At 59.2% G+C, this 14,496-nt stretch carries 10 protein-coding genes; 4 read left to right on the top strand and 6 right to left on the bottom strand.

Going from position 1 to position 14,496, the window contains the following annotated elements; translation table 11 throughout:
* Window positions 1-33 precede the first annotated feature (33 nt).
* The 3 genes from RHM56_RS15120 to RHM56_RS15110 all read left to right on the top strand — a co-directional run bounded on the left by RHM56_RS15120 (window position 34) and on the right by RHM56_RS15110 (window position 4,043).
* Complete coding sequence (locus RHM56_RS15120; RefSeq protein ID WP_416194917.1) at window positions 34-534, top strand: sigma-70 family RNA polymerase sigma factor; 501 nt, start codon at window positions 34-36, stop codon at window positions 532-534.
* The gene (locus RHM56_RS15115; protein ID WP_322233435.1) at window positions 531-1,508 is read left to right on the top strand and encodes a FecR family protein; all 978 of its coding nucleotides are present in this window, start codon (window positions 531-533) and stop codon (window positions 1,506-1,508) included. Before RHM56_RS15120 ends, RHM56_RS15115 begins: the two co-directional genes overlap by 4 nt.
* Window positions 1,509-1,610: 102 nt before the next feature.
* Window positions 1,611-4,043, top strand: coding sequence for a TonB-dependent siderophore receptor (locus RHM56_RS15110; protein WP_322233433.1), 2,433 nt, complete (start codon window positions 1,611-1,613; stop codon window positions 4,041-4,043).
* Window positions 4,044-4,227: 184 nt separating this feature from the next.
* Here RHM56_RS15110 and RHM56_RS15105 read toward each other — a convergent pair whose 3' ends face one another.
* From RHM56_RS15105 to pvdM, 6 genes are all read right to left on the bottom strand, one after another.
* A complete protein-coding gene (locus tag RHM56_RS15105; protein ID WP_322233431.1) occupies window positions 4,228-5,472 on the bottom strand; it encodes an AGE family epimerase/isomerase in 1,245 nt (414 codons plus the stop codon).
* Between the two features lie 86 nt (window positions 5,473-5,558).
* A complete protein-coding gene (locus RHM56_RS15100) occupies window positions 5,559-6,422 on the bottom strand; it encodes a LysR family transcriptional regulator (protein ID WP_322233429.1) in 864 nt (287 codons plus the stop codon).
* 144 nt (window positions 6,423-6,566) lie between these two features.
* On the bottom strand, window positions 6,567-9,038 hold the full coding sequence (locus tag RHM56_RS15095) for a TonB-dependent siderophore receptor (protein ID WP_322233427.1): 2,472 nt from the start codon (window positions 9,036-9,038) through the stop codon (window positions 6,567-6,569).
* Between the two features lie 235 nt (window positions 9,039-9,273).
* Window positions 9,274-10,938, bottom strand: coding sequence for a cyclic peptide export ABC transporter (locus tag RHM56_RS15090; RefSeq protein ID WP_322233425.1), 1,665 nt, complete (start codon window positions 10,936-10,938; stop codon window positions 9,274-9,276).
* A 162-nt stretch (window positions 10,939-11,100) separates the two neighbouring features.
* The gene (locus RHM56_RS15085; RefSeq protein ID WP_322233423.1) at window positions 11,101-11,955 is read right to left on the bottom strand and encodes a formylglycine-generating enzyme family protein; all 855 of its coding nucleotides are present in this window, start codon (window positions 11,953-11,955) and stop codon (window positions 11,101-11,103) included.
* Window positions 11,956-11,970: 15 nt separating this feature from the next.
* Window positions 11,971-13,314 (bottom strand): pyoverdine-tailoring dipeptidase-like protein PvdM, encoded by a 1,344-nt coding sequence (pvdM, locus tag RHM56_RS15080; RefSeq protein WP_322233422.1) that lies wholly within the window; start codon window positions 13,312-13,314, stop codon window positions 11,971-11,973.
* Window positions 13,315-13,523: 209 nt separating this feature from the next.
* Here pvdM and RHM56_RS15075 point away from each other — a divergent pair, with 209 nt between their 5' ends.
* A complete protein-coding gene (locus RHM56_RS15075) occupies window positions 13,524-14,384 on the top strand; it encodes a pirin family protein (RefSeq protein ID WP_322233421.1) in 861 nt (286 codons plus the stop codon).
* The last annotated feature ends 112 nt before the right edge of the window (window positions 14,385-14,496 follow it).

Raw genomic sequence — 14,496 nt, 5'->3', positions numbered from 1 at the left:
ATTTGAGTCTGGTTATCTATCGTGTCATCTCCTCTGGATCCCAAAGCCCTGCTGGCAAGCCTGTATCACGACAACCACACGTGGCTGCGCGGCTGGCTGTCGCGGCAGGTGCGTTGCCCGCAGGATGCGGCCGATCTGACTCAAGACACATTCTTACGCGCCTTCGACGCGCAACAGTTGCACCGTATCCAGGAGCCCCGCGCCTACCTCAGCACCGTCGCCCGACGCTTGCTGTGTTCGCTGTGGCGCCGACGCAAACTGGAACAATCGTACCTGGAGCAACTGGCTGATCTGCCGCAAGGCTACGCGCCCTCCGCTGAAGACATTATCCTGGTGCGCGAAGCCATCGAAGCCATTGACCGCGTGCTCGAAGGCCTGCCACAGCGGGTAAAACGGGCCTTTTTGCTGAATCGTCTCGATGGCATGCCGCAACAAGCCATCGCCGACCAATTAGGTGTCTCGCTGGCCACGGTGGAACGAGATTTGCGCCGCGCCTTTGTTCATTGCTTGTCTCAAACGGCGGAGTCCTTATGAGCAAAACCAAGGTCGATCCCATCACCCGTGCAGCCATTGACTGGATACTGCGCCTCGAATCCGGCCAGGCGTGCCCCTCGGAACGTCAGGTGTTTAAAGCCTGGCTGGCCGAAAACCCGGAACACATGGCCGCCTGGCAGCGTGTTGCCGGGCTGCTGAAAAATCCGCTGACCGATGTGCAGTCGGTTGACCGGCGCAGCCCTGGGCAGTTGCAAGCCGCTCGTAAAGCGCTGCTGCAAACAACCTCGCCTTCACGCAAAAAAGCCCTGCAAGGCGGCGTATTGCTGTTGCTGCTCGGGTTGGGCGCTGCGGGTGTGGTTGATCGGGTCACGCCGCTGGCGGGGTTGATGGCCGATCAACACACGGGCACCGGTGAACGCAAAACCCTTGAATTGGCGGATGGCAGTCGCCTGACCCTGAACGCCCGCAGCGCGGTCGATATCGAGTTCAGCGCCGGGCAGCGCCGCGTGCGGCTGCGCGAAGGCGAACTGCAGGTCGATGTCGCCGCCGATGCCAAGCGCCCGTTTGTAGTCGCCACCGCGCAAGGCCAGGTCAAAGCCTTGGGTACGCGCTTTATGGTCCGCCAAGGGGCAGACGAAAGCCTGGCCAGCGTGCAACAGCACAGCGTTCAACTCGATACTGTGGGCGGTTTGCAACGGCGGATTGAAACCGGTCAGGCCGTCTCGTTCACCGCCCATCAGATTGACCCGCAAACCCCGACTTCACGCAGTCAGGCCGATTGGCTCGAAGGGCGGGTCGAGTTGCACGATGAGCCGCTGTCGGCCTTGGTCGATGCGCTACGCCCTTATCAGTCCGGCATGTTGCGCATCAGCCCCGAAGCGGAGCGGGTTCGGGTGTTTGGGGTGTTCCCGCTGGATAACACCGCGCACACCTTGAGTGCACTGGCGCAAACCCTGCCGATCAAGGTCACGCGCTATGGGCCGTGGCTGACGGTGATTGATGTTCGCCGTTAAAAAACCAGCCAATAAGAATTATTTACACACAGTGTGAGGGGAAAAATCCTGCTCGTTGGTCAAGGTTACAACTGCCAACACTACAACGAGAAAGGACCCCCCATGCCGTACGTCCCGCTAAGACCGTGCCTGCTGGCACTGACCATTACCCTGAGCATTGCTGGCCACCCGTTGAGTGCGCTGGCCGAGTCTGTGACCCACCAACAAGGCGCCGTTCGTGCCTACGATTTGCCAGCCGCCCCGATGGGGGTAACCCTGAGTCGGATTGCCCGTGACAGCAACCTGACACTGTCGATTTCTCCAGCATTGCTGCAAGGCAAAACCTCGGCACCGGTGCACGGCATGTTCACCCCGCAGCAGGCCGCTGAACGTGCGTTGGCAGGCAGTGGCCTGGGCTTGAGCGTGACTGACAACGGCGCATTGAGTGTTTACCCGCTGGTTGAAACGGGCGCATTGAATTTGGGTGCGACCACGGTTTCGGCGCGGCAGGCGGAGGACGGCCGTGGTCCGGTGGACGGCTTTGTGGCCACCCGCTCGGCCACTGCGACCAAGACCGATACGCCGATCCTGGAGGTCCCGCAGACCATCAACGTGGTCACGGCGGACCAGGTACAGGTGCAGGGCGCCCGTGACCTGACCCAGGCATTGCGTTACACGCCGGGCCTGAGCACCAATGGCTTTACTGATCGCAACACCATTGCTGACGAGATCACCAGCCGCGGATTTGCCCCGACCTTGCTCTATCTCGATGGCGCCTACTTGCCCTCGGCGGGCAGTCTGGGCGGCGCGCCGCAAATCGACCCGTACACCCTGGAACGCATCGAAGTGCTCAAAGGGCCGTCTTCAGTGCTGTACGGGCAAAACCAGCCTGGCGGCATGATCAACCTGGTGTCCAAGCGCCCCAGCACCGAGGTCAAGCATCAAATCAAGGTCGGCACCGGCAGTTTTGATCGCTACAACCTCGCGTTTGATTTCACCGGGCCGCTGGATGAAGCCAAAACCCTGAGCTACCGGCTGCTGGGTGTCGGCAACACTGGCAGCGAGCAAGTGGATTACACCGAAGATTCACGCAAGCTGCTGGCGCCAAGCGTGCGCTGGACCCCCGATGACAGCACTGAGCTGACGGTTTACGCGCAATTGCAGCGCGATGATGGCCTGGCCGATTATCAGGCACTGCCCGCCGTGGGCAGCCTGTACCGCAACGCCCAGGGCAACAAGATTGATCGCGATGCGTTCTTGGGTGACTCGAAATGGAACGACTACAAACGCGACCAATACGTGCTCGGCTATCAGTTTTCGCATGCCTTCAATGACGTCATGACCTACCGCCAAAGCCTGAGCTACATCGACGTCAATGATCGCTACAAGGGTTTTTACCTCAATCGCTTTGTCACTGTAGACGGGGTCGCAGACACCCATGCCAGCCGGACCAAGCTCGACTGGCGTCAGCAAAACAGTTCGTACACCTTCGATAACCACCTGCAAAGCGACTTCGCCACCGGGGCGTTGCAGCACACCTTGCTGGTGGGGCTCGACTACCGGCATTTCACCCGTAAATACCAGGGCTACAACCTGTATGGCAGCGAAGTCATCGACCTGTACAACCCGACGAACTACCGCACCACGGGCGTGCCGACCCTGACCACGAAATGGGACAACCTGGTCAAGCAAACCGGCCTGTATGTGCAGGATCAGATCAAGTTGGACAACTTCATCCTGACCATTGGCGGTCGCCAGGATTGGGCCAAGGTTGAAAACAATGACTTGCTGGCCAACTCGCGGGTGTCGCAAAACGACAACAAATTCACTGGGCGCGTGGGCCTGACCTATGTCACCTCGTTCGGCTTGGCGCCGTACATCAGCTACACCGAATCGTTCTTGCCGTCTGTGGGCACAACGGCTCCGGAGCGTGGCTCCAAGGCGTTCGTGCCGGTGACCGGCAAGCAATATGAGGTGGGGGTCAAGTACCAGCCCAATGACAGCACCTTGCTCACGGCGTCGGTGTTCGATATCAAGCAACAAAACGTGCTGACCGGCGACTTGCAGAACCCGGAATATCAGGTCCAGGACGCTGAGATAAGTTCGCGCGGGGTTGAGCTGGAAGCCAAGAGCAGCTTGAGCCATATCGACCTGATCGCTTCGCTGTCGTATCTGGACGCCTTTTACAGCAAGTCCAATTACAGCACTAAAGGCAACCGTAGCGAGGCGCAAGCGCCGTGGGCGGCCAGCCTCTGGACCGACTACCACTTCAGCGGGGCGGTACTGCATGGTCTGACCCTGGGGGGAGGGGCGCGCTACACCGGTAAAAACAATGGCGACTCGGCCAACACCTTCAAAACCCCGTCATTTGTGATTTACGACGCCACACTGAGTTATGACCTGGCGGCGCTCGACCCCAGTTTCAAAGGCGTCAGCACCCGCCTGAACGTGCAAAACCTGTTTGACCGCGAGTACGTGTCGTCGTGTAACTACAGCTTTGGCTGCTACTACGGCCAACAGCGCACGGCGGCGCTGGAGGTTAAATACGACTGGTGATGCTCGCTAAATCGATTCCGTAGCAGTTGCCGAGCCTGCGAGGCTACGTCCGGCTGCGTTGCAGTCGTAAGATCAAACACCGCGGTTTGTCAGTTCAATCTTGCACTTAGCGTTTACGATCGCTGCGCAATCGGACGTAGCCTCGCAGGCTCGGCAACTGCTACGAGGTTTTGTGCGCCTGCCTTCAGCGGCGCAGTTTGAGCGCGCTGGCCAGGCTGATCGCCAGCGGCAAGCGCGGTAATAATGTGGCCTGGTAAGCATGGTAAAGATCCGGCTTGCCGGGCCAGATGTTTTCTGAGGGCAAGTTGTCCGGCCCCAGTTCGTGGTGCCAACTGCCGTTCTGACGGTCTATCAGGTGCAGGTCGATGTAGTCCCAGAAACGCTGATACCACTCGTCATATTCAGGCTCGGCGGTGCGTTGCACCAACGCTGCGGCCGCCGCAGCCGCTTCGGCCAGGGTCCAGTGCAAGCGCTCACGCACCACCGGCTGATGGTTCCAGTCCAGGGTGTAGACAATGCCTGCCTCACCATCGACGTTCCAGCCATGGCGACAAGCGCTGTGGAACAGTTGCCGGGCATCTTCCAGCAGCCAGTCAGGGCTCGGCATGCCGCGCTGTTTGCGGGCGGCCTCAAGGTGCAACAACAGGCGAGCCCATTCGAATGCATGGCCTGGGGTTTTGCCGAAAGGCCGAAAAGGGTCTGCCGGATTGTCGCGGTTGTAGTCGGGCAGCGGCTGCCACTGCGCATCGAAGTGTTCAATGGGCAAATGATCGGACTGCGCCGCGTGTTGATGAATCACCCGTTCAGCGATACGCAGCGCACGGTCGAGCCACAGGTCCTCGTCGAGCACATCGGCCAGTACCAGAAAGGTTTCGGTGCCATGCATATTGCTGTTGGCGCCGCGATACGCTTCGCAGTCGCTCCAGTCTTCAGCAAAGCTTTCCAGCAATGCCCCTTCGTCTTCTGACCAGAAATGCCGCTCAAGAACCCCCACTGCTTCGGCCAGTAACTCGGCAGCGCCCTGGCGCCCGGCAACCACGGCAGAGCTGGCGGCCAAGGCGACAAAGGCATGCAGGTAGGCGGCTTTGCGTCGATTGCCGTCTTGCGCATTCGGGGTGGCGAACCAGCCGCCATGGGTGGCATCGCGTAACGCGCCGGTCAAGGCCGCGATACCGTGATCAATCAGCGGTGCACAGCCTGGCAGGCCCTGAATATGGGCGAGGGCGAAGCTGTGAACCATGCGGGCGGTGGTGACAGTGTCTGTCTGTGCATCGTTCGGGCGTTTGCCAAAGCGGTCGAGGCTGGCAAAACCGAACGGAAGACGGGCCGCTTTGGCGAAATCCACCAGTGCCTGGCCTTGATCGTGCAACCACTGTTGATGGGAAGCTGAGGTCAACCAGCTGTCGCTGGCACGCGTGAGATCGGTCATGGGCCACCTGTGGAGTTCTTGTTATCAAGCGTTCGCAGACTAAGGGATTGGCCTTAAAGCTGAAAGCTTTCATCCCTGCACACATGTTAAATTTCCGGGCCCCAGCGCTGCGACCAGTCGCCGTCTTCTTTAACCCGTTCGCGCAGCAGTTCGATGGCGTGCTGCAAAGCCGCACTGTCGCGCTCGCGTGAATACACCAGATAGGTCGGGTAGTTGAATTCGGGGGCTTTGGGCACGCGTTCGAGTACGCCGCTGTCCAGGTAACTTTTGACCACTCGGGTGCGGAAGTAGCCGCTGCCGCCGTTTTCCAGAATGTAATGCAACGCCACGGGCCCCAGGTTGAAGCTGATGGGCGCTCGGGCCTTGTCGGGCAGGGCCGCGTCATGCTGGCGGCGGAAGTCTTCGCCCCAGTCCACGTACACATAAGGATCGGGCAGGGCGGGGCGGCGAATCTGGATCAGTTTTTCTTCGAGCAACTGCTCCACTTGCATCCCCGGCCAATACGCCGGTTGATACACCAGCGCGGCATCCATCAAACCCATTTCGATCTGGCGCAACAAATGCTCGCCGTCACGAATCTGGATCCGCAAGGCGTGCGTGGTGAGGTGTTGGCGCAGGGCTTTGGCCCAACTCAGGATCAGTGGGTTACACAGGCTGACTTCACCGCCGATGTGAAGCATTTTGTGCAGGCCCTCGGGGCGCGGCACATCGCGACGGGCGGCTTCCCAGGTTTGCAGCAATTGGTTGGCATAGACCACGAAGGCTTCGCCGTCGGGGGTCAATTTGGCCCCGGCGCGATTACGCACAAACAGGCCTGTCCCGAGCAGGCTTTCAAGCTTTTGCACCCTGGCAGTGACGGCGGTCTGGGTGATGTGGAGTTTTTCGGCGGCTGCCGCAAGGCTGCCGCAGCGAACGATTTCGAGGAAGGTACGGGCCAGGTCGAGGTCCATGATCGCGCCAGTGAGTCAGGGGCGGTCAGTGTAAGGGGATTACACGAAAAGCACAGGGGCAGACTGACTGTAGGAGCGAGCTTGCCTCGCGATCTTTTGATCTTTTAAAAGATCGCGAGGCAAGCTCGCTCCTACAGGAGAAGGTCAGAACGTGTACTTGGTGGTCAGCGTCAGGCTGCGGGGTTCGCCGTAGTAAACGGTGCTGAAGTTGCCCAGGCCCGACAGGTATTTTTTGTCGAACACGTTGTTGGCGTTGAGGTTGAACGTCAGGTGTTCGTTGTACTGGTAGCGGGTCATCAGGTTAACCAGCGCGTAGCTGTCCTGTTCGATGATGTCGTAGTCACCCTTCGAGTCGTTGTAGATCTTGCCGTAGAACGGGCTCTGCCAGTTCACGCCGCCGCCCACGGTAACTTTGTCAAGCACGCCCGGCAGGCGGTAAGTGGTGAACACCCGTGCCACGTTTTCCGGCTTGGTGGTCTCCAGCGGGTAGCCATACAGACGTTCGCCATCATTGGTTTTGGTCTGGGCATAGGTGTAACCGGCCATGACGTTCCAGTCCGGCATCAACTCACCCGCCAGTTCAAACTCGATGCCTTTGGTCTTGGCACCGTCAACCGACTCGTAGTAGGTATTGCCCGCGCCATCGATACCGGCATAGATCGGCAGCTTTTTCTGTTCGGTGCGGAACACCGCCACGCTGGCATTCAAGCGGCCGCCGAAGTATTCGCCTTTCAGGCCGAGTTCGTAGCTGTTGCCTTCTGTGGGGGCTAGCGCGTTGCCAGAACGGCTTTTCTCGGTGACAGGTTTATAGATCGAGGTGTAGCTGGCGTAGGTCGAGTAGGTGTCATTCAGGTCATACACCACACCGGCGTACGGCGTGACCTTGCCGTGCTGCTTGGAGCTGGTTTTGTTGTCACTGAACGTCGATGACTGCACGTAGTACTTGTAGGTGTCGTTGTACTGGAAGTCGCTGACGCGGCTGCCGAGGATCACCGCCAGGTCATCAACCGGCTTGAAGCGCGCAGCGATGTAAGCACTGTTCTGGTTGGTGTTCTCTTCGTACTTGCCGTTTTTCGGGAAGTTGGGCTGCGGGTATTTGCCGTTCCAGTCAAAGATGCTGCCAGGCACTAGGCCAAACTCAGTGGCGTCGAAGGTGGCGCCGGTTTGTCGTGAGGACTGCGACGTGGCACCTACGACCAGCTCATGCTCGCGGCCGAACAGGGTGAACGGGCCGGAGGCGTTGATGTCTGCGGTGTTTTGTACGCGGTGACCTTCCCACTTGCCCCAGTAGAAAAACATGCCTTCACCGGTGACCGGGTCCGGGTTGCCGCCACTGGCCGAGCCCAGTTGGGTGTCGTGGTCGTTGGTTTGCTGATTCAGCGTGCCTTTGACTTTCCAGTCGTTGGCAAAACGGTGTTCAAGGGAGGCGAAGACCGTTTGTGCGGTGACATCGCGACGGCTCCAGTCAGTGGCCGGGTTGAACGAACGGCTGAAGTCGGTCTTGCTGTAGTCCGAGACGTAGTACGGGTTGCCGGTCCAGGACGAGCCGCGCGGCTTGATCTTCTGGTAGTCCATGCCGAAAGTCAGCAGGGTGTCCGGGGTCAGATCGGCCTCGATGATGCCGTAGAACACATCGTTCTTTTTCGAGTAGTGATCCAGGTACGAGTCGGCGTCCTGATACACCCCCACCAAGCGCCCGCGCACGCTGCCATCGTCATTAAGCGGGCCGGAAATATCGCCTTCGGTGCGGTAGTTGTCCCATGAGCCGACGCTGCCGGTGATCGATGCCTTGAATTCGCGGGTCGGTTTCTTGCGGATCAGGTTGACCGTTGCCGAAGGTTCCCCCGAGCCGGACAGCAGACCGGTAGCGCCTTTGACGATGTCGACGCGGTCATACAAGGCCATGTCGACCTTGGTCGCGCCTTCATCGAAAACGCCATCGTATTTGCTGTTGACCCCGTCGTACTGGAAGTTGGTGATGGCGTAGCCACGCGCCGAGTACTCCATGCGGTCACTGTCGTAGGCCTGGGTGGAAATCCCCGGTGCGTTACGCAGCACATCGCCAATGCTCTGAGCGGCCTGATCGTCCATCAACTGGCGGGTGATTACTGTCACGGTTTGCGGCGTTTCGCGAATCGACAGCGGCAGTTTGGTCGAGCTGGCCGTGGCGCCGGTGGTGTAGGAACCGGAGTCTTCGGTCACCAGCGTGTTGCCCAGGCTCTGGCCGGAAATCGTGGTGGCGCCCAACTCCAGGCCTTTGCCCTGATGCGCGTTGATAATCACCGTGTCGCCGTTGAGCTGATACGACACGCCGCTGCCTTGCAGCAGGGCTTCGAGCGCCTTGACGGGCTCCAGCGAGCCGGAGACCGAATGCGACTTGATGCCTTGAACCTGATCCGGGCTGTAGAGAATTTGCAGATTGGCTTGTTTGCCAAATTCATTCAGCGCACTGGCCAGCGACTGAGCCGGAATATTCAACGCCACCGGAGCAGCCAGAACCATGGATGAACCCAGTAAAACCGATGCCACAAGGGCGCTGGATAACAGGGTGCGGCGAACAGTCTGACGCTGGGTAGCGATCGAAAGAGGGGTTCGGTTCAAGTTTGGTCGTAGCATTGCGTGCCTAGGCTCCGTAAGAAATTTCGTTCTTGTTAATGGGAATAGTTATTAGACGCAGCGCGATTGAGAAACCAGAAAGAAGTTCCCGAAAAAAAATGAAATTTATTATCGGAATGGGTCCCCCCCAGTGGGAGCGGGCTTGCTCGCGAAGGCATCAGTGCGGTGTTTCTATAAAAACCGCGTCGCCCGTATCGCGAGCACGCCCGCTTCCACCAGGATGTGACGTGCCTCGTCAGGCGACATCCAGCGCCGTGCTGACCTTGCCGCTGTCCATGCGCACCAATTGGTCGGCGATATCGAAATAACGGTCGTCGTGGGAGATCACGATGATGGTTTTGCCCAGCCGCTTAAGGTCTGGCAGCAGTTCGGTGTAGAAAATGCGCCGGAAGGTCGGGTCCTGGTCGGCCGCCCACTCGTCAAACACCAGCACCGGGCGCTCTTCAAGCCAGGCGTTGACCAGTGCCAGGCGCTTGCGCTGGCCGGTCGAAAGGTCGGTGGTGCTGAACTGGCCGTCAGTGATACTGACCTTGTGCGAGATTTCCAGACGCTTGAGGTACTGCTCGGCGTCCTGCGGGATGCGCATGTCGCCTTGCACCACGTCGTCGAACAGGTAGTAGTCGGCAAAAATGGTGGTGAACAATTGGCGATAGTCATCGCGACGCTCGGCCGTCACCGGCTGGCCGTTGAGGAGGATTTCGCCGTGTTGCGGGGCATACAGGCCCAGCAGCAGCTTGATCAGGGTGGTTTTGCCGCAGCCGTTTTCACCGACGATAAACACAATGTCGCCCTGCTTGATCGTCAGGTTCACCGGCCCCAGGCGGAAAGGCGCATGGTCGTCCACCGGCGCGAAGCTGTAGCTGACGTCCAGCAGCTCCAGGCTGTTGATGGTGTTGTCCTGGGAGCCCTGTTCGCTGAGCAGCAGGTGCGGTTCGGGCGAGTTGAATTGTTCGGACAAGTCGGCAATGCGCCGGAAGGCGATTTGCGCGCGGCTGATGATCGGCAGGGTGCTGATCAAATGTTCCAGCGGACCTTTCATGTACAACAGCACCAGCACGAAGCCGCTGATCACGCCGGGGTTGTTGCTGGGCCACAACGACTGCATGGCCAGCGCCAGACCGATTACCACGAAAAACAGCATCGAGCCGAGGCTTTTGGCGATGACGAAGGTGTTGATTGAGCGCACCTGAATGTCACAAATCTTTTGCGCGGTGCGCTGGATCCCCGAAACGAACATGCGCTGGCGGCGCGGGCGATGGATACGCAGCTCCTTGGCGCCCTCGGCAATGGCGTTGTAATGCTTTTGCAGGTCATCTTCGGCTTCACGGGCTTGCTCAAAGCCGTTAATCCCATAGCCGCGAGCGATGTATTGAATCACCGTGCCGATCGCAATCGCCACCAGCATCATCAAAAACATTGGCCACGAGAGCATGGCCAGATACCCCATGCAGCCCAAGGTCACCGTCAGGGAAATAGCCAGCGGGGCAAAGGCAAAAGCGAAATCGCTGATGGTGTCGACATCGTGGGTCAGCACCGGAATCAGCCGATGGCTGCGATAGCGTTCGATTTGCGAAATGGGTGCCGAGAGCACCTTCTCTCCCAGCTCTTTGCGCAGCTTGGCAATGATGTGCTGGCCGACATAATTGCTGCCGATGTCAGAGCCAATACTGCTGATCAGTGCCAGCACACAGAGCCCGGCAAACAGCGCGACAACCTGTTGGGTCAGGCCGTTTTCGGCGTGCAGGGCGCTGTTGATAGTGGCCAGCAGCACCGTGACGCTTAGCCCGCCGATCATGCCCAGCACTATCGACAGACTGACGATCAGCCGGAACGGCTTGAGCAGAGTAAACAGTTCTCGAAGAACCCCCGGGGACGTGCGGGGCGTAGCGGGCTTGCTCATAAACAAGAGTTCCTTGGATCAAGGGAAGGGCAGTCTCTTGTGAACGAGTGATTGAAGCGGGGATTTAGCCTTCATTCCTCTGTAGGAGCGAGCTTGCCTCGCGATCTTTTTAGAAGATCAAAAGATCGCGAGGCAAGCTCGCTCCTACCGAGGACAGGGCGGCTACAGGTCGCGCTCAACCCGAAAGCCGATCCAGTCGCCACGGGTTTGCGGGTAGATGTCATTGCGATTGCCCGAACGTGAAAACACCGGTGCTTCGCCCCAGTCGTTGCCACGAATTTGCATCAGCTCACCGGCGCAATCAGTCACCCACGCGCTGCCATCGCTCGGCGCGCCCACGTAGTTGTTGTGTTTGCAGTCCGCCAACCATTCGTACACGTTGCCGTGCATGTCATACACGCCAAAGGCATTGGCCGGGTAACTGCCCACCGGCGAGCTGTAGCTATAGCCATCCGCCGGGCCGTAGGTGTTGGCGTGTGTGGCGATGCTGTAGTCCTTGCCTTCGTCCATCGGGAACGGAAAAGGCCCGGTCGAGCCCGCGCGTGCTGCGTATTCGCGGGTGGCTTCGCTGACCATGCGGTAGGGCTTGCCGGTCTTTTTTACCAGCCAGCTGACGTAGTGTTTAACGTCTGCAAAGTCCATGCACACCGCAGGCTGGCGTGGCCCTTGCGGGTAGCTCGGTTTGCTGGCGGTGCATCTGCGTCCGGGCCGGTCATCGCCGTCGGCAATCTTGACCCCGGTTTCCTTTATGTAAGCGTCGAACTCAGCCGCCGTGACCTGAAAGCGACTGATGGCAACCGGCTTGCTGAACGTCACGGTGTGCATCGGGCCCTCATCGGGTTCGCGGCCGACTTCATCGTCTGGTGTCCCCATGGTGAAACTGCCGGTGGGCAGCGCCACCATTTCCGGGCAGTTTTTGCAGTCTTTGAACACCGTGCCCGGCTCGGCCGCGTGGCTTGGCGAGGCCCAGATCAGGGCGGCGAAAGGCAGGCAATACAGCAGTTTTAGTGTCGGCATGGTCGATAAGTTCACTTATGAGGTCGGTTTGGCGGCTTTTTGCACGGAGTCCCAAACCCGCAGGAAGTTGCCGCCCCACAGCTTGGCGATGTCCGCCTCGCTATAGCCGCGTTGCAGCAGTTCGGCGGTGACGTTGCGGGTTTCGCTCACGTCCTTCCAGCCATCCAGCCCGCCGCCATCGTTGAAGTCGGAACTGATGCCGACATGGTCGATACCGATTTTCTTCACGGCGTAGTCAATGGCATCGCCATAGTCTTTGAGGGTGGCTTTGGGCTCTTGCTCGACGATGCCGTACAGGCCGCTGGCGTACTGACCGAAACGTTGTTCAGGCCACACGGTAATGATCGCGTCGCCGGGCATCAGGGCCATTTCCAGATTATGCAAAGGCGGCAAGTCGAACTGGCTGCGCAGGGTGTTGAGCTTGTCTTGGCTGGCCTGGCTCAGCGGCCGCAAGTAGGTCGCAAAACCGACAATTTGCACCACGCCACCGCTGTTTTTAATCAGCTGCATTTCCCGGTCGCTGAGGTTGCGCGGGATGTCTACCAGTGCCCGCGGCGCCGAGTGCGAGGCGACCATTGGCGTGCGGCTGAGCTGGCTGACTTGCTCCAGCGCTTTGCTCGACATTTGCGACACATCGATGATCACGCCCAGATCGTTTAGGCGCTGCACGGCCTGCTTGCCGGTCTCGGACAGGCCATTGAGCGCATCAGCGGTGTCATTGAAAAACGGCAGCGGCCGCGAAGAGTCGGCCCAGTCGTTGTTGCCGACATAACTGAAACCAAACATGCGCATGCCGCGCGCGGCCCATTTGTCGAGCTGGTCGAGGTCGTTACCCAGCGGGTAGGCGTTAAGCATGCTGATGAAAATCGCAAACTTGCCTTCGCCGTGCAGGCGCCGAAAGTCATCCGGGGTGTAGGCAATTGCCACTTGATTGGGAAAGTCTCGAACCATGCCGCTGATGATTTGGTAGCGCACTTCCTGTTCATTGCGCGCCGCTTCGACAAAGCCGGCTGTTGGGCGGTGCGGGGCGTTGGGGCCGTTCCAGATTTCGGGCCAGCCGAAAATCGTCAGGGCCGCACCGGAAAGACGCCCTTTGGCCGCCTTGGCCAGGTCGAACTGGCCGGGGCCGTCTTTGTCAGCCTCATTGCCCGCGCTGCCGAGTTCCAGCGGCACGGTGATATGGCTGTCGAATGACAACAGTCGGTCTTGCAGTTCATCGGCTTGCTTGACGATGTTCAACGGGTAGCCCGCATTACCCTTGAAAAACGCGTCCCAGAGAAGAAATCCGCCGCCGATGGACACGGCCAGCGCGAGAGGAATACCGATCAACAGGGCTTTTTTAGTGCGTGGTTTAGTCATCGCCATCTCAGTAGAAGTCCGCCAGTGCAGGGCCTTTGCTATCAGGAGAGGACGAGGATCAATCGCGATAATTTAGATGCAACTCAGTGCGGCAGCTCCCGCGCTTAAATTATCGTTCTATGTATAGAACGCTGAGATTCAAAAATGCCATCTAGTTATATGGGTGATGCGAATCTATATTTGTCACTCTGCATGACAGGAGGTGCAACATGAAAAACATTTTGGGCATCTACACCGCGCCACGAGGTCATTGGGTCGGCGATGGTTTCCCGGTGCGCACGTTGTTTTCCTACGACAACATGGGCGAGCACGTCAGCCCGTTTCTTTTACTTGATTACGCAGGCCCTGCCCAATTTACCCCGACCACTGAGCGTCGCGGTGTAGGGCAGCACCCGCATCGCGGGTTCGAGACCGTGACCATCGTCTACCAAGGTGAAGTTGAACACCGAGACTCGACCGGTAATGGCGGGGTGATCGGTCCTGGCGATGTGCAGTGGATGACCGCCGCGTCGGGCATCCTGCATGAGGAGTTCCACTCCGAGGCCTTTGCCCGCAGTGGCGGCACGCTGGAAATGGTGCAGTTGTGGGTCAACCTGCCGGCCAAAGACAAAATGGCCGCGCCTGGCTATCAAGGCATTCTGGACCGCGACATTCCTGCGCTGGCGCTCAAGGACGATGCGGGCGCTTTGCGTTTGATCGCCGGTGAGTTCGACGGAAAACGTGGCCCGGCGCGCACGTTCACCGACATCGACGTGTGGGACATTCGCATGAACGCGGGCAAGTCGGCCGTCTTCGATCTGCATCAGGGCCGTAACACCGCGTTGGTGGTGCTGCGCGGCACGGTGAAAGTCAACGGCAAGGACGTGGTAGCCAAAGGCCAATTGGCATTGTTCGAGCGTGATGGTTCACAGGTACGCCTTGACGCCACTGACGACGCGATGCTGTTGATCCTCAGCGGTGAACCGATTGACGAGCCTATCGTGGGTCATGGCCCGTTTGTGATGAACACCGATGCCGAGATTCGTCAGGCGTTCAATGACTTCCAGTTGGGTAAATTCGGCCGGATGTAACGCCTGCTCCCTCAGATCTATGGCGCGCGCAAACCTCGTAGCAGTTGCCGAGCACCGCGAGGCTACGTCCGGCTGCGCAGCAGTCGTAAAATCAAGCACTGTGGGGTATCAG

It is taken from the genome of Pseudomonas sp. CCC3.1 (genome assembly GCF_034347405.1).
GTDB lineage: Bacteria > Pseudomonadota > Gammaproteobacteria > Pseudomonadales > Pseudomonadaceae > Aquipseudomonas.
The sequence above is the reverse complement of the archived record's forward strand: the minus strand, read 5'-3'. Positions and strand labels throughout refer to the sequence as shown.